This is a genomic window from Mycobacterium europaeum, assembly GCF_002102155.1.
GTDB classification, from domain to species: Bacteria; Actinomycetota; Actinomycetes; order Mycobacteriales; family Mycobacteriaceae; genus Mycobacterium; species Mycobacterium europaeum.
In genome coordinates this window covers 71,623-86,903 of the sequence record NZ_LQOU01000016.1, presented here as the reverse complement: position 1 = coordinate 86,903, position 15,281 = coordinate 71,623, and the positions used below count along the sequence as shown (strand labels likewise).

Annotated in this window: 20 protein-coding genes and 1 pseudogene; 6 read left to right on the top strand and 15 right to left on the bottom strand. The window is 63.3% G+C overall.

Annotated features, from left to right (window positions below):
• Nucleotides 1-27 precede the first annotated feature (27 nt).
• The 5 genes from AWC03_RS08475 to AWC03_RS08455 form a co-directional block, all read right to left on the bottom strand.
• Entirely contained in the window at nt 28-1,248 is a 1,221-nt protein-coding gene (locus AWC03_RS08475) for an AAA family ATPase (RefSeq protein ID WP_085240067.1), read from the bottom strand.
• Entirely contained in the window at nt 1,245-1,406 is a 162-nt protein-coding gene (locus AWC03_RS27805; protein ID WP_249025848.1) for a hypothetical protein, read from the bottom strand. Before AWC03_RS27805 ends, AWC03_RS08475 begins: the two co-directional genes overlap by 4 nt.
• A gap of 284 nt (nt 1,407-1,690) precedes the next feature.
• Nucleotides 1,691-1,903, bottom strand: coding sequence for an excisionase family DNA-binding protein (locus tag AWC03_RS08465; protein WP_085240066.1), 213 nt, complete (start codon nt 1,901-1,903; stop codon nt 1,691-1,693).
• Between the two features lie 93 nt (nt 1,904-1,996).
• Complete coding sequence (locus AWC03_RS08460) at nt 1,997-2,548, bottom strand: hypothetical protein (RefSeq protein WP_085240065.1); 552 nt, start codon at nt 2,546-2,548, stop codon at nt 1,997-1,999.
• Nucleotides 2,538-3,719 (bottom strand): tyrosine-type recombinase/integrase, encoded by a 1,182-nt coding sequence (locus AWC03_RS08455; protein ID WP_085240064.1) that lies wholly within the window; start codon nt 3,717-3,719, stop codon nt 2,538-2,540. Before AWC03_RS08455 ends, AWC03_RS08460 begins: the two co-directional genes overlap by 11 nt.
• Nucleotides 3,720-4,188: 469 nt before the next feature.
• Between AWC03_RS08455 and AWC03_RS08450 the strand changes: the two genes are divergently transcribed.
• From AWC03_RS08450 to AWC03_RS08435, 3 genes are all read left to right on the top strand, one after another.
• Nucleotides 4,189-4,791, top strand: coding sequence for a DUF4189 domain-containing protein (locus AWC03_RS08450; protein WP_249025847.1), 603 nt, complete (start codon nt 4,189-4,191; stop codon nt 4,789-4,791).
• A 314-nt stretch (nt 4,792-5,105) separates the two neighbouring features.
• A complete protein-coding gene (locus AWC03_RS08440; RefSeq protein ID WP_085240062.1) occupies nt 5,106-5,543 on the top strand; it encodes a hypothetical protein in 438 nt (145 codons plus the stop codon).
• Between the two features lie 12 nt (nt 5,544-5,555).
• Complete coding sequence (locus tag AWC03_RS08435; RefSeq protein WP_085240061.1) at nt 5,556-5,930, top strand: hypothetical protein; 375 nt, start codon at nt 5,556-5,558, stop codon at nt 5,928-5,930.
• 313 nt (nt 5,931-6,243) lie between these two features.
• On the opposite strand, the gene AWC03_RS08430 is transcribed toward AWC03_RS08435, so the two are convergent.
• Together AWC03_RS08430 and AWC03_RS08425 are read right to left on the bottom strand one after the other, a co-directional pair.
• Entirely contained in the window at nt 6,244-6,816 is a 573-nt protein-coding gene (locus AWC03_RS08430; RefSeq protein WP_085240060.1) for a hypothetical protein, read from the bottom strand.
• A pseudogene (locus AWC03_RS08425) lies at nt 6,797-7,214 on the bottom strand (putative alpha/beta hydrolase); the annotation flags it as partial. The gene AWC03_RS08430 and the pseudogene AWC03_RS08425, both read right to left, overlap by 20 nt.
• A 353-nt stretch (nt 7,215-7,567) precedes the next feature.
• On the opposite strand from AWC03_RS08425, the gene AWC03_RS08415 reads away from it, so the two are divergent.
• Together AWC03_RS08415 and AWC03_RS08410 are read left to right on the top strand one after the other, a co-directional pair.
• On the top strand, nt 7,568-9,337 hold the full coding sequence (locus AWC03_RS08415; RefSeq protein ID WP_249025846.1) for a putative alpha/beta hydrolase: 1,770 nt from the start codon (nt 7,568-7,570) through the stop codon (nt 9,335-9,337).
• 163 nt (nt 9,338-9,500) lie between these two features.
• Nucleotides 9,501-9,992, top strand: a complete 492-nt coding sequence (locus tag AWC03_RS08410) for a hypothetical protein (RefSeq protein ID WP_249025845.1) — start codon at nt 9,501-9,503, stop codon at nt 9,990-9,992.
• A gap of 277 nt (nt 9,993-10,269) precedes the next feature.
• Here AWC03_RS08410 and AWC03_RS08405 read toward each other — a convergent pair whose 3' ends face one another.
• From AWC03_RS08405 to AWC03_RS08375, 8 genes are all read right to left on the bottom strand, one after another.
• A complete protein-coding gene (locus AWC03_RS08405) occupies nt 10,270-11,247 on the bottom strand; it encodes an FkbM family methyltransferase (protein WP_276327179.1) in 978 nt (325 codons plus the stop codon).
• Between the two features lie 93 nt (nt 11,248-11,340).
• Nucleotides 11,341-11,949 carry an Rv2253 family sensor-like surface protein gene (locus AWC03_RS08400; RefSeq protein WP_244275430.1) on the bottom strand — a complete coding sequence of 203 codons (609 nt, stop codon included), beginning with the start codon at nt 11,947-11,949 and terminating at the stop codon, nt 11,341-11,343.
• Nucleotides 11,918-12,166 carry a sortase family protein gene (locus AWC03_RS26820; protein WP_141659284.1) on the bottom strand — a complete coding sequence of 83 codons (249 nt, stop codon included), beginning with the start codon at nt 12,164-12,166 and terminating at the stop codon, nt 11,918-11,920. Before AWC03_RS26820 ends, AWC03_RS08400 begins: the two co-directional genes overlap by 32 nt.
• 65 nt (nt 12,167-12,231) lie before the next feature.
• Nucleotides 12,232-12,564, bottom strand: coding sequence for a hypothetical protein (locus AWC03_RS08395; protein ID WP_085240057.1), 333 nt, complete (start codon nt 12,562-12,564; stop codon nt 12,232-12,234).
• 151 nt (nt 12,565-12,715) lie between these two features.
• Complete coding sequence (locus AWC03_RS08390; RefSeq protein ID WP_085240056.1) at nt 12,716-12,994, bottom strand: hypothetical protein; 279 nt, start codon at nt 12,992-12,994, stop codon at nt 12,716-12,718.
• 124 nt (nt 12,995-13,118) lie between these two features.
• Complete coding sequence (locus AWC03_RS08385; protein ID WP_085240055.1) at nt 13,119-13,349, bottom strand: hypothetical protein; 231 nt, start codon at nt 13,347-13,349, stop codon at nt 13,119-13,121.
• Nucleotides 13,350-13,382: 33 nt separating this feature from the next.
• Nucleotides 13,383-14,126, bottom strand: a complete 744-nt coding sequence (locus tag AWC03_RS08380; protein WP_085240054.1) for a hypothetical protein — start codon at nt 14,124-14,126, stop codon at nt 13,383-13,385.
• Between the two features lie 96 nt (nt 14,127-14,222).
• Nucleotides 14,223-14,570 carry a DUF732 domain-containing protein gene (locus AWC03_RS08375; RefSeq protein ID WP_085240053.1) on the bottom strand — a complete coding sequence of 116 codons (348 nt, stop codon included), beginning with the start codon at nt 14,568-14,570 and terminating at the stop codon, nt 14,223-14,225.
• Between the two features lie 390 nt (nt 14,571-14,960).
• Between AWC03_RS08375 and AWC03_RS08370 the strand changes: the two genes are divergently transcribed.
• Nucleotides 14,961-15,173: a hypothetical protein gene (locus AWC03_RS08370; RefSeq protein ID WP_085240052.1), complete on the top strand. Its 213-nt coding sequence runs from the start codon at nt 14,961-14,963 to the stop codon at nt 15,171-15,173.
• The last annotated feature ends 108 nt before the right edge of the window (nt 15,174-15,281 follow it).

Genomic DNA, 15,281 nt, shown 5'->3' with positions numbered 1-15,281 from the left:
ATCCAGAAAAGGTTGCGGGACACGCCATTACCAACCTCCTTCCGACGTGTCCCCAACGCGCTGGGGACACACTTCGGGAGCTTCAAACGTGTCCCCGTCGACTTGGGGACACGTTCCGAATAGCTCGGCCTGTGTGTCCCGAGGTCGATCGGGACACGTTGCGGCCAGCTTCCGTGCCTTCACCGCGGCGCCCACTACGTCGTTGCGGACTCGGTACTTTGCCGCGCGCAGCGCGTTCCGCGCCTTGCGTGCACCGGTGTCCGGCGGCAAGCCGATCCGGTTCATAGCGTCGATGCAAGACGCGATCCGCTGCTGCTCAGTGAGTGTTAACGGCGCCGCTTTCGCCTCGTGGTACAGCCGCGGATTGACGTCACGCAGGATTCGAATGGTTTCGGGATGAGCGCTACCGCGTTGCTTTTCGCACGTGAGGGTCACGTACGTCTCGCCGTTGGGGCCCGGCTGCTGGGTGAGCTGCCAAACGCAGTCGACGTCGTCATTCTTCGCTGACGATCCCCGTGCGCCGGCCGCTTTCGCGTCTTTGCCGCGGTGGTCCAGACGAACGACCGTGCGGCGCGCCGCCTTCAGGGGCGCGAGAGCATGCCGATACAAGGCGCGGTAGGTGTCCGCGCTGTTTTCTTCGCCGGCAACGACTCGGCTGACAGTGTCGATGATCACCAGGTCGGCGTCGTAGTGCTCGGCTACGTCTGCCAGATCGCGGCCGCCGGCAACGCTATCGAGCGGCGGCATCGTCGGGAACGACAGATAGTGAAGGTTCGCGAGATCCTTTGGCCCGTAACCCATATCGCGTAGCCGCTCGACGATGTCATCGCGACTGTTCTCGTGATCGACGTAGAGCACGTTCATCGGGACTCTCGGCGGGTGGCCGAATACCTTGCGGCCTGCCGCGAGGGCGGCAGCAACGTCCTGCAGCAGCAGCGACTTTCCCGCCTTCGCTGGCGAGACCAGCGAGTACGCGGATCCTCGCACGAGGAAGTCGTCGACGAGCCAGTCGACGTCGTCAGGTACGCCCTCGAACGCGCGTTGCCAGTCGAGTATCGGATACCGGAGGTGGGCCGGGGTGTGGCTGTCCGGGACAGCTGTCCCGTTCCGCTGCCTCGCCGGGTCGGGCTCGGGTGGCCCGGGGTCATCCGGCGGCCAAACGGGTTCGCCGACGGCCTGTGCGCCGCGTCCGGCGTTGAGCCGCTCGACGGCATCCAGTGCCTTCTGTTTGATGTCGGGATCGGTCACGCGACGAAGCCGGTCAGTTCGAGGAGACGCTCTGCGAACGCTCGGTCGTCACCACCCCGCCACCAGAGCGCTTCGAGTGCTTCTCTGTCCAGCAACGGCACGATCCCAGCCCGCATAAGGTGCTCGGCCGCGTCGCGGGCGGCGTCGACCATCTTCACCGATAGCGACGGCTCAGTGCACCGGCAGGGCCACGGATCGCGGCAGTTACAGTCCAGCGGGACAGACCGACGCGCAGCGTCACGCCGGCGCCGCAGCTGGCTCCGAACGTCCTGTGGGGTGTCCCGAACACAGGGCACCCAGACGAGCTGCTTGCGCGGGCTTTCGCTGCGTTCTGCGGTAGGCTGATCGCGGGTGTAGGTGGTTGGGTGACTGCCGAACTTGCTGGTTGAGGGTCGGTCCCGGTGGTGCGGGGCTCGGCCCTCAACTTCTTTCGGTGGCCCGGTCACGCAGCACCGCCGAATGGCTTCATGGCGGCGTCGACTTCATTCAGGTCGACACGGACAAGACGGTTGCCGCTGCGGTACCCGGCAAGGCGGCCGTCCGCGATCATTTGGCGGACTGTGCGATCGGTGACGCCTAGGTACTCAGCTGCTTGTTGAAGCGATGCCCATCTGCGCGCTTGGCGGCCCGGGGAAATAGTGGAAGATGACGGCACGGCGAAACAAACCTTTCGGAGTGTTTCGGTTGCCGAAGCCGAGTCCCGATCTAGCGATCAGAGTTCCGCGCACCGCGGGGCTAGATCAGCAGCCTACACGGAAGTGCCCTGAAATACGTGGAACGTGCGCTTCTTTGCGTGTGTCTTCGGAATCAGTTGACCGCGCATCGCGGCAACCGTGGTCGCGGGATCGGGCAGTGCAAGGGTGCCGTGCTTCGGGCAGACGATATAGCCGATCCACTCAAGAGGCATTGCGACCGACGGGTCCGCATGCCGTTTCGAGACGCGACGGGTCTTATCGACGGAACGGATAGTCAGAGAGTCCACTTCACGCTGCCGGCGCTGTATGTGCTCGGCTAGGGTTATCCCGCTCGCGTCATACAGTTCTGTCGCCGGCGGCAGGCCGAGCGCTGCGAGACGTTCGTCGTCTATGGGCTCGTAGTGCGGCACGGCGGTCTCGCCCGACTTGTGGTGTATGAGCGCGATAGCGACACTGGGATCCGCTTTGTCGGATTTGACGATGCCGACACATATTCCGCAACCGCCAATCCCGCACCGCAGCACCAGCGTTGGCGGCATCTCGGCGTTCGTGAGCCACCAGTCCCGCTGTTCGGGCAAAAGGTAGTCGAGGTTGTCATCGACCATCAGACCCCCCGTTCTCGGCGATCTTCGACAGCAGGGCCGCTATCTCGCGGTCGCGGCCTTGCGCGGCGTGTTGATATCTCATTGCCGCCTGAGGTGTCGAGTGCCCGAGCCGTGCCATCAATTCGGCCAGGCTGGCTCCGGTCGCCGCAGCCAGGACCGCGCCGGAGTGCCGTAAGTCGTGCCACCGTAGATCTTCGCGCCCGGCAGCCTTGCGCGCTTTGTACCAGTGCCGCATCAGAGTCGACGGCTGTAAGTGACGATCTCCGGCGCCTTCGGGTGGTGATACTTCACGGCCCTTGCCACGCGGCACCAGGTCACCGGCGGGAAACAGAAGCGAATCACGCTTCTTACCAACATGTTTCGACAAATGTGCTTCGATCAAGGGAATGATGTGCGGCGGGATCGCGACGTCACGGACGCTGGCCTCAGACTTGGGTGTGGTGACCTGGAATGTGCCGCCTTTGGTGCGGACCGCGGCGCGGCGGATGCGGATCACTTCTTTGGACAGGTCGATGTCGCCGCGCTGCAATTCGATGGTTTCCCCGAACCGCAGTGCGCACCATGACGCGAAGGTGACCATCAGTTGCAGCCGCTCGGGCATGGCGTCGGTCAGGATGGCCAGCTCCTCGACGCTGGCGGGCCGGATCTTGTGAACGCGCTTGGCCCGGCCGGCGCCGACGATACGGCACGGGTTGGCGTCGATCAGCTCGTCGTTGACGGCGCTGCCCATGATGGTGCGCAGGAGGCTGTAGGCGTGGCTGCGCATCGTCGGCCGGTCTGTCAGGGTGTCCGCGTACCATTCGCGGACATCTTTCGGCTTGATCGAGCGGAGCTGGCGGTTACCGAACGTCTCGATCAGGTGGTCGTCGAGCAGCGCCTGATAGTGCTCGCGAGTCCGGTCCTTGATCGGGCGGCCGGCGACCTGGCGGCCGGCCAGCCACGCGGTGGCGTAGGCGCTGAATGTGATGCTCTCGGGCTTGGCCACGGCCGCTGGATTCCACAGCTTGGCGTCGATCTCCCGGCGCCGATCGGTCAGCCATGCCTCGGCGTCGATCTTGGCTGCAAAGGTCTTGGGCGCGGTGATGTAGTTACCGTCCGGGTCGGTGAACCGGACCTGATACCGCCCCGAGGGCAATTCTCGGATGTTGCCGAATGACCGCTTGCGCACCAATTCCAGTGACCACCCAGTATCGCGTTTGTCGTGCCAGATATGTGCCTAATGAGCCTACGGCATGTTCCGCTTGCCTCCGCATGGCTCACGCGATACTGTGCAGTGCCTTACCAGTTCAGAGCCCTTCTGCGCTGGTCACGATATGAATCGCCAAACCCCGAGATCGCCTACTTCAATCCCAGTATCGCGCACCAAGATCAGTGCAGTTCAGAGCATATAGTTAGCTGTACCTAATGAATCGCATGCAATACTCATGCGATAGCGATTCGCGGCGTGTCTCATTCCTTGGACCGCCCGATAAGCCGCAATCGTTTCGTCAGGCCGCAGATGAGTTGGTTTAATGTGTCGACCGACCTCGGCATATCGAGGCGGCAAGATACCCACAGGCACCATTGTGCATTTTCCCGGCGCAGGTGCCCGCGTCGGCGTTAAATTCCTCTCCTGAGCATCACTAAGGAGAGCGGCGCCTATGCGGTCACTCATTGCCGTCATCGTCGCTGTAGTCGGCTACGGGATCATCGCGCTCGCCGCACCGCCAACCGCCGCGGCCGACGAATGCCCGGCCGGCTTCTACTGGTCGAAAGCCCACGCCACGTGCGTAGAACGTCCCGACGACAACCCAGTCGGAGCAGTTGCACTGTGCGGAGACGGAAAATACTCCCACAGTGAATCACGTAGCGGCACATGCTCGTCGAACGATGGCGTCAGGCAGTGGTGCCCCTGCGGGGCCTCACCCTCACTCGCCGACGTTCCAGCGCCCACGGGCGCTTCAGACGACGATTACGTGGCTATCGCGATCTCCCTCGTAACCGGACGTCCCGCCGGCTGGAGTACCGCAGGAAGTCCGGATAAGGCAAACCAAATCGCGGTCGCCGAATGCAGCGCTGCCACAGGCGACATCTGTGAAGCCGTGGCCGGCATGCACAATGGGTGCGCCTCAGTTGCAATCGACCCCGAGGCCGGCCGATTTCAAGGCGGTTTTGGGCCAGACACAACAGCATCAAAGACGGACGCCCTTACCAAGTTGAATTCAACCAGGGGCGTAATAGCAGCCTCGCATTGCTCTTCCTGAAGATCAACTCCTGCTGGGCGCTTGAAGATCGCCCGGCGCGCTCGCCGGCTCGGCTTTCCGCGCCGGCGTGAATAGCGATACACGGGTCGGCACGCATAAACTCGTGAGGTTATGGGGCAAGATCCATTGCAGGTCGTCCCCGCCGAGCTGACAGCGACCGCCGGCCAATGGCAGGTGCTCAGCTCCCAGCTCATTGGGGCCGTGGTGGCCTGGAACAGTTGCCCCGGCGTCGGCGGCGTTGAAGCGCCCGTAAAGTCAGCCGTCGAGGGCGCAGTAGAGTGCGCTGACATTCCGATACCGGGGTTGCCGAAGCCATGATCAACCTGAAGCGTGCTGTCCTTCTCTTGCCGGTGTACATCGCTGCGATGATCACCGTCGACATTGTGTTCAAGTCAGCCCACCTGACCCCCAGCAAGCCCCTTCCGGTGTGGATCGTGGCGGGATTCATCACCTCGGCGATCGTTGTTGTCGCGATTGGAATCTGGTATTTCACGCAACGAAGATCGAGCAAGGTCACGCAGAAGCGCGAACACGCCTACATCGCCATCATGGCGGGGGTGGCGCTATCAGGATTCGTAGGCGACACCGTGAGCGACGTAACTGGGCTATTCATGGGTGGGAAATCGTTGTGGGTCATGGTGCCCAGTTACGCGCTCGCTTACGTCGTCCTCCTGTGGACGATCGCGTTCACCGCAAAAGCACTCGACCACCGCGCCGGCAATGTCGATGAGCGCAGCGGTTCCGCGCACTGAACCAAGACCGCGATGATCGTGACAGCCCTGGAGATTTCTGCGGCGGTCATCGTTGTCGGGATTCTGGCCGGCGGCATGGCGCGTTTTGTTTTTCAGAGCGATCTCGACGCGGCGGAACGATGGAAACGCTTGGTGCCGTTCGTTTCCGCTAGATGCGGCCTCATCCTGATCGGCGCCGGATGGTACGGCTCCACTGGCATAGCGTCGGTGGCCGAGATCATCGCCGGCGCAGCAATGGCGGGCAACGGCGCGTGCCTGGCCATACGAAACCGTCGACCGCGGCTGGCCGGCGGCTCATCCAGTCAGGATTTCCACCGCGCCTACACCGACTACGCCGCCCAGGGCCAGCAAGCCGGCCAGGCACTGCAAGCCGCGCGCCCAACATGACGATCGCAATTGTGGGATTGGTCGCGATGGTGGCCCTAATGTCTCTCTTCACAGCATTCGTCTACTGGTATTGCCGCTGGATCCGAGACCGCCGCATTGACCTGTACACCGACCCGCAATGGACTTCGATCACGGGCCCAGCGTCACCGCACTCTTTGCTTGATCCCAACACCAGCATGCGCAAACGCCCTGAATGCGATGACGACCACGTTCGCTACCTACCGGAAGCGTAAACACGCTTGCGTCCGCAAAGGGTCGGCAGCACGGCTTAACACCGCGGCACTTCCTCGTTACCCGCGCTGATAACTCAGTCTTATCGCGCGGCCAACTGATCGTTGATGTTGGTCCACTGACCTTCGCCCTTGTGGTTGCCCATGTTTCGGCATTGGCCATCGAGGACGATCTGCCCGTAACTGTGGTCGGACGGCATGAAGCTGATACTGGCGGCCACGCCGTCCTTGTTCAGCGTCGCCCCGTGGTAGTGCTGGCCGGGTGGGGCACCGTCATTCCAGCCGTGGCTGATCATCGCCGTTCGTACTTGCTGGAAATAGGCGTCGGGGTCGCCGTGGATCAGGAAGCAGAGCGTGACGGTGCCCTGAAACGGCGGGTCGCCTTGGTCGTTGCAGGAGGCGAAGGAGAACGCCCCGCTGACCCCCTCCAGGTTGGCGGCGGCGACGATCTGTCTGGCCGGCTCGATCACCTGAGCCCGGGTCTGATCGTCGCTCATGGGGTGGGCCGTGTCTTCGTACGGGTTGGTAGATCCGCCGGCTTGTGGTTTCTGTTGCACTGGCGCGCATCCTCCTAACAACATGGCGACGACTAACACAGACGTGATCAGGGCTGGGCGCAACGGCACGCGTCGTTCCTTAATGGTGGTGTTGAGCATCGAACACATGGTTGTCGGTGATAGATCCTGGCGACCGCTCCCATTCCGGGTCAATGACCGCCGGCGTGTGCGGACCGATGGTGACCGGGGGCAGGCCCGGGATTCTGACCTGTACGCCCCCCGAACGAATGGCGCTGTTCGGCTGTCATGCCGTCGGCTTGGAGTTGGTCGCCGTGGCCGGAAACGATGTCGGCCATGCCATAGAGGGCTTCGCTGCCGCGGTGGTAGTAGTACGAATGGTCGTGCGGGTTGATGCCGTCGGACCCAGGAACCTCGGCGCGGAAGCGCACCGAACCGAACCCGTCCACGGCGGGGTCAACACCCAGGCTGGGGTTGGTGCCAAAGAAGTTCTCGCCGAACAACTTCTTGCTCGCACCATCGAGGTGACCGAGCCGACCGGATCGCGGAATCGGCCCTGACCAGCCATGAGCGTCAATCACCGCCCTCGAATCGGTCAGATACTTTGTGCGGCAACGGCCTTCGTCCTGCGGAAGCGAGGTCGGCGAAAACGCCAGACCCGTACAGAACCCGAGCCACGTCCGCGGACAAGCTCCAGCCAAGCCGAGACGTCACCGCCCGACAAAACCCAGACGTTCACCTCTGGGCCATTTCGGGGTTCGATACCGCGCCTTTTGCATGTGAATTGACGGTGCGATCGGCGGTAGTAGCGTTACAGCCGCTCAGAAGGGGTGGCGATGTCTGTTGACGGTGATCGAACGCGGATCGGCAGTCGCGGACAGCTCGCGGTGCGATGCAGCTCAAGTACATAAGTATCCCGGCGTTGATCGCCTTCGCTGGCGGTGATCCGTGGGCGATCGATCGGAGCTTGCAAGCCGGCAGCCCGCTGCAGATTTCCAACCTGGCGAATGCGTTTAAAGCCGCGGGCCATTCGAGCGCCGAAGCTGACCATGCCTTCGAGCAAGCGCGCTCCCGCTTCGATGCCGCCTGGAATCACCAGGACGGCGATCATCCGATCAACGCCTCCGCTGAAGTGCAGCGGGTGACGAAATCCCTTGGGGCGCAGTCCGTGCAACTGCCCAAAATCGGCGCGGACCTGGAAAACATCGCCGCATCCTTGGCCGAGGCGCAAAAAACGGCCGCCGGCCAGATAGCCTCGCTGGAAGCGCAGCTGAAGGGGCTCGACGACATGATCGCCGAGGCCGTCGAGTTGGAAAACGAGCACCCCAACCTCAGCACGGCCGACCGAAATGCGCTCAATGGCTACATCACCTCACTCGAAGACGACGCCATTCGCGACACGAAGGCCGCACTGGGCCAGCTGCAGGCAACACGCGACGGCTACTCGAACACGTTGCAGAACGCGCTGGGCACCCTGAAGAGTGATGGATACGACCCGGCAGGTATCAGGGCGCAAGAGGGGCCGCTGTCGCCGGCGCCCCCGCTGCCGGATGACCCCAATCAGTTTGCACAGGTATGGAATTCGCTCACCCAAGAGCAAAAAGACGCGGAATACGACCGCGATCATTTCATCGGCAACCACGCCGGCATGCCCTTCACCGACCGTGACCACTACAACCGCATGCATCTCGACGAATTACAGAGGTCCAATCAAGCCGACTTGGACCGCCTGCGTGCCGAGCATCCGGACTGGGCCAGCGGCTTCACGCCCGGAATCATGACCAGTACCTACCGCGACTGGAGGAAACAGTGGGACGCCGCCAACCGGACACACGACGGGTATGCGGATGTGAAGAATTCACTGGGGCCACCGCCGGACCAAGTTGCGCCAGGGGGCAAAGTCGACCCACGCAACCCGCCCAAGTATCTCGGGATCATCGACGACAAGGGCCACGCCGCGGTCTCCATCAACAATCCCGATACCGCCAAACGCGACGCCACCTTTGTGCCCGGAACGGGTCAGGATACGACACGATTCAGCGGCAGCCAGGATAAATCTCTGCGGATGTATCAGGCCGCGAGGGACGCCGACGGCAGGCTTGCGCCCGGTGACGTTTCTGTGACGACCTGGATGGGTTATGACCGGCCAATGGACGTGTTCCAAGCTGCGTCAACCAGCTACGCCCACAATGGCGCCGCCGCATTAGATGACTTCCAAGCCGGGTTGCGGGCGTCTCACAACGACGCTCTTACCGGCGGGCCATCGGTCAACACGGTCATCGGACATAGCTACGGCTCGACTGAGGTCGGGGCGGCGGCGCTCGGGGGCCACCACCTCGACGCCAACAACGTCATCGCGGTAGCCAGTCCCGGCGTGCTCACCGACCATGCCGGCGACCTCAACCTCGCCCCCGGTGCCCACGTGTACGCGACGAAAGCACAAAACGACATCATCGGCGTCGCGACCGGATGGACACTCGGCCCAGACCCGACGGGCGCAGATTTTGGCGCTACGACTTTCCAGGCCGCACCCGGACCCACCTGGCCGTTCGGGCTGCCCTCGATAGCGGCACACAGCAGCTACTGGGACAGTGGCAACCCCGCGCTCGATAACATGGGACGCATTATCGCCGGACGAACCGATGTGACACCACCCAAGTGACGGCAAAAGGATGACGAAGACAAAAACTCGCGAATTGCTCGACGTGTTCGCTGTTCTGTTGGCAGCGGCTGCACTTGCAGCGTGCTCATCGACCAATCCAACTAAGCACACAGGGTCGGGGCCATCAGCTCCGTCCGGCGCGACAATCATTCCAGGAGGGCCCATGGAACCCACACCCATTGCGCCGTCACCGAAGATCCCGAAAAGCCAACAAGAGGCCCAGGACTCAGTGCTCCAGTACCTCCAGAAAACGGTCGACGGGTTGCCGCCGGGCACCGTCCTCGACACGAGCGACACCATCGGCGGCAGCAACCTCGGGTGCGACGACAACTACACCGGCCCCGGCCCCGGCCCCACCGAGTTTTCGTTGTTCGCCAAAGTGATCGCGCCCGCCGGAACGAAGTCTGCAGATCTCGTAGCGCGCGCCGGAGAGCTTTGGCGAAGCTGGGGTATCACGGTGATGGAGCGCGACGGATTTGAAAAGCCGAACCAATTCGGTTACTTCCCGGACGGATACCGCATACAAATCAAGGCGGCATATCCCCCCGACTATCCACCGACCATCGTCGCAACGTCACCATGCTTCCCCGGCGAGCTACGTCGAGATGGCCTACCGGTTCCCAAGGTCATTCGCCAAAGTGCACCGGGAAGCTAGTTGATGCTCAAGCCGGATCAATTTCGCATCACCAGCGTCTGAGGTAGTCACTCAGCACCCTCGCCACCCGGACCTGTCGCCGCGGGAACATCGTCAGCCGGGTCGATCGACTCAGACCGGACGGCCGGGGACGACAGCACCCGGTGCGCCGAAGATGCGAATCTTGACCGGCTCGCGCAATCGCGAAGCGCGGGTCCCACACGCTGCGGACAGGCACCTGTGCGCAGCGTTTCCGGGTTGACCCCGCGAGGCTTTTCATGCCGGCATCGCGGGAGGCTCAGAAGAACGGCGCCTTGGGCCATAGGCTGGATTCGCGGCGCAGGAAGATCCCGTCCACTTGGAGCAGCGCACCGGTCGTCGGGATGCGTGAGACCGGAAACACGTCGAATAGCGAGAAACCCTGCTCGCCAAGCCATCTCATCACCTCCGCGATCAGCGGGGCGCCTCTGTTGTATTCGAGCAGGGACAACTCGATGACAATGGCCTCGACGCCCGCAAGCGTCTGTGCGCCGCCGCGCAGCACGTCGATTTCCGCGCCCTGCACATCGATTTTCAGCAGGTCGAATTCGCGGCCAGGCAGCTCGGTCAGCACGTCGTCCAATCTGCGCATGGGCAGCGAGATTGTGTCGCGCGGATAGGAGGTCTGCTCCTCGTAGAGCGATGAGCCGGAGGAGTTGATCGCAGCATTCACCTGATGGAAAGCGACACGCTCGTGGTTTTCCGCTCCCAGCAACACGATGCGATAGTCCACATCCGGTAGCTGCGCGGCGACAGCTTTGAGTTGCATCTCCTTGCTGGGCTGAGCTTCGAGCATCAGGATCGGAGATTGCCCGAAGAAATACCGCGCCGTTCGCGCGAAAGTCCCCTCGAATGCGCCGATATCGAGGATGCCCCTGGGCCGAAAACCTAGGACGTGCAGCACGTGCAATCCGAAGGGAGTTTGTGTCGGCGCCAGGTTGCCGTGCAGCCACTCCACGGCCGACTGGTAGGCGGCAAGCGCTTCGGCCACCCGGCCTTGCGCGGACAGCGCTGCCGCCAACACGTGCAGCGCCTGGGGATTCGCTGGTTGCGCTTTCAGGATTTCGCCGGCGATGGTTTCGGCTCGCGCCATCTCGTTTGCAGCCAGCGCGGCGGCGGCTTCATCCAGTGCTGTCACGGCGCGGATGTGTTTCCGCTGAAGCGCGGCGACGTGGTTGTCGTGCGATGCATCTTCAGCACTGTACGGCTTCGATACAGGGACGCTGAACGGTCTCAGATAGCGTGCGGGCGCACGGACATTGCTTCATTGAAATCTGGTGCTGGTCCAGCACCTCATGTTTGACCGTCCGGCGGTGCCGTCGGGACACATTCAGACGCGCTCGGCCTTCATGTCCATGTCGATGGTTCCCTGGCACGCGCCGCTCAAGATGTCGGTGTGCATGAGGCCGTCAAGCGACCCGTCGGGCTGGGGCGTGTAGCGCACGGTGGCTCGGGCCGGATTCCACTCGATCGAGGTGTCGGGCATCATGCAGTCCCACTGGAAATCGTTGGTTTGCGACCAGGATTTCCCGTCCCAGGTGAACTGCACCGGCTGCGGAACCGTCGGGTTAGTCGGCGGCGGGCCACTGACGATCGTGGCGACGCACTTCCCGTTCGTGCAGCTCGAGCGGAAACCGTAGACCTCGGTGTGCTGCACCTCGGGATTGCCGACCGCCATGCTGGTGCCGGCCTTCGGACCCACCATGAACGTGATCGCGTACTGGCCGTTCCACGACGGATTGTCGGCAAAGGCGGTCGAGGGATGCGACATGGCAATCGGCAGCGACGCGGCGCACAATCCGACGAAGCATTTCACGCGGTGCGACATCATCAATTCTCCTCTGAGGCCGTACCCGTTCAATGGTGATATGCCGATCGCCTCGCGGGCAAGAGTCTGGCGGGATGCCTCACCAACCCCACTCGTCATCGTCGAGGACATCCACGGTGAGAGCATTATCGGCCGCGTGTTTCGTTCCGTAGAAAAAGGTCAGCATGGTGCGCTCGTCATCGAGGGGTTCAGTCGCTGCGACGGTGGCATGCCCGATCTTCATGCGGATCTTGTCACCGGGCTTCAATTCGTCCACACGTTTAAGGGGCACGCTCCACCCATCAGCAGCACTGAAATTGCCAATGCTACCCACGGTGTGCTGATTCATAACCTGCCCTGCAGGGCAGGTTATGAGGCCCCCAACTTTCCTTTCGACCACGGCCGGGCAGCGAACTACTCCGAGGGGCTGCGGGCTTCCTCGTAGCGGGCCGAGGCCACCAACGCGACGCCGAGCAGGACCAGCAAGGGCACGAACACCAGTGGGTAGGTGGCGACCGCGGCGATGGCGATGATTGCGCTGGGCACGATCAACGCCACCGCGGCCGTCGGATGCCGCTCGCCCAGGCTGACGATCCGTGCCGGCGCCGCGAACGCCGCCGCCGCCTGCGGACGCCAATCTGGCCGATCACCATATGAGCGGTGGGTTGGCAGACCGCACCCCATGCAGGCGCGCCCGTAGGAGTAGCGAGTTTGCAGCCCGCAACCCAAGCAGGTGTGGGTGGTCATCCGCCCATGATCTCATCGCGCCGAGCGGCCGTCGCGGCTGGCGCGTCCGCGCGCCCGCCGCGTCCCCATTCCTCGACGTCCGCGGGGACGGTGCGCGTGTCGGCTACTTCACCGTCCGACGCGACGACGCCCTGTTTCGTTGCCCACCAACCTAATCCGAGTCCTCGTCGTCGTCTTCGTCGTGTCCGTCGTGTTCGTCGTCGTCGGCGTCTTCGTCGTCTTCGTCCTCGTCGGAATCCCCGGACTCCTTGGATTTCTCGGAGTGATCGAGCCTGTGGGCGAACTTCGTCAGAAGCTCAGCTAAGTCGCGCGCCTCGTCAGACGTCAGCGCCTCGTCGAATAACCGCTCGTCGTCCTCCGATACCCGCTCGAGGTAAACCGCGTTGTCCTTGATGCTGACGTCCCACCGGCCGCCCTGCTCACGAACCATCCGATGCCGCCTTCCGAGTAGTGACCTGATCGCTCAACCGACGCGTCCCGGCGCGTTACCGGCTTGGTTACCCACTTGAGCGGGTCGCGCCTCAGCGAAGTTTCACGCCGGCGCCGCGGCCCGGTTACGGCGCGATCGGCCGCTTGAAGAAGCATGCGACGGAAAAGGCTCCCCGATGGTCGGCATCGAGCCCGACCATCTCCCACCCCTGGCGGCCCAGTTCATCCGCCTTCAGCTTCATCTCGTCCATGGCGGTGTCCCCCTCGCGGTAATCCCACGTGTATTCCCACTGCTGCGGATACCACTTGCCGTCTGAGGCCAGCCACCAACCCGGGCCCGGTGAAGGATTGTCCATGTGGTCGTGAGTACCACAGATTGCCCAGGCCACCTACGGCGCGTAGGCCCACCCGAGAAAGATGTTCTGCGAATCGTACGGACTTGGTCGTATTTCCCGGATGTGCGGCGGCGTGAAGTAGTTGGCGGTGAGGTATTGGCCGTTGCCCTCGCTGAGCATCACGTGCCCAGTGCCGTGATCGAATCCCGGATTGCTCGTAAAGACGAGTGCCCCCTCCGGAATGTTCTCGGCGTTGGTATGAATCAGGCCTTTGCGGTTGAAATCGTTGAAAGCGTCCATCGCCGACGGATATCTGAACGCGTGGTTGTAGGCCTGCTCGACGAACGCCTCGCACTGGACCGTGTTGTCCGGATCCGCGGCCATCTGGCCACGCGCCCAGGCCATCGCACGTGCCGCCTTGTCTTCCACGGTCGCCGCCGCGGGGGCCGCTCCCCCACCGCCGCAGTCCGGGCCCAGGGCATCGAGGGTGCGCGTATCGACGTCGACGTCGGCGACGTAGTGACCGTCAGATGTCTTGTACCACAGGCTGTCCCAACCGCCGTCGGCGATCTGGTAGCTGAAGAAGCCCTTGACCGGCTCACCCGCGGCGTGGCACACCAGGGTCAGGACCTTGCCGGCGTCGTACACCCCGTCCTGGCCCGACTTCAGGTTGGCGCCATTCATGCGCGGGGTGGTCGGCGCTTTGACGGTGCCGGTCGTGTCGGCGCGGGCCGGCGCGGCAGTCGGCAGACCTAACGCAAAAACGGCTGCCGCCGCGACCGCGATTGCTGCTTTCATTGCCCGGTCTTTCTGCCACGCCCGCTATGAAATTGATCGGGACGCTACACCGGAAACAATGGCCGTGTCTCAGAAATGGTCCTAAGAATTCACGGGTCAGCAGTGGTCGGTCCAGCACCGCTGCAGCGGGCAATAAGTCGCGTGCGCCAGCGTCACCATGGAATGGACGTCCCCGAACGTCACATTCCTGGGGTCCAGGTTGGCGTGGACGCTCTGGGCAATTTGGTCGTACGTCCAGCCCCAGCCGAGATCGTCACAGATGAGGCGCCCCATGCCGGTCAGGGCGGCGTCGTGGTCCGGCGGCCAATTGAAGCCCGCAGCCCGCAGTTGAGCGAGGTAGGCGTCGTCGGCGGCGTCGGCGTTCGCGGTCGCCGACCCGGTGAGAAGGGCGGCGCCGGCAATGACGGGGACGACCAGTCGCGCCAGCCAGCGAGATGGGGGCATTTGCTCCGCTTCCTTTCCTCGTGCCGTTGACGACGCCCGCAGGATGCGGCTCTAATGCGGCAGGATACGAAGAATAGGTAAACCAGGGAAAATGCAACTTATCGAAAGTTGAATAATCGGCTTCGCGGCCGACGATTGCTCAATCCGGTGACGGTGACCGCACGGGCGGGGGTGTCGGACCCGGCGACGGCGGGTCGGCGTGAGCGGCGGCCCCGCTGAGCATTACGGATGCCGGGGCCCCGCCGACGACGGGATCGCGCCGGACGCAGTCGATTTGCAGCGGGTCAGTACCGGCTGAGCGTTTGCCCGCGGCTATGGCCAAGTAGACCCGCAGTTCTGCAAATTTTTCTGCCCCGCAATGAATTTCGCCACACGGGTAGAGTCGCGGGCATGAATTTCATCGAGTGGCTGAGAACCCCGCACTATCTGCGGACCCGTTTGATGATGGAACGGCAGCCGATCAGGAACATCGAGATCGAGACCGTGTTCCTCGAAATCTCCCACCGCGACGCGCTGCTGCGGTTCCCGGTGATGCTCATGTTTCTCCCGAGGCGCGCTCGCCCCACGCGCGACCGCACCCCGCGCCCCGATCAGGACAAGTGACCGCGCACGTCAGGTAGCCCGGCGATGTCGATTCCGCCCGGCCCGCGCCAGCGCCCGCCCACGGCCGTCCCGGGCGCGCAACCGGGTTGGGTGCCGGCGACCGATGGG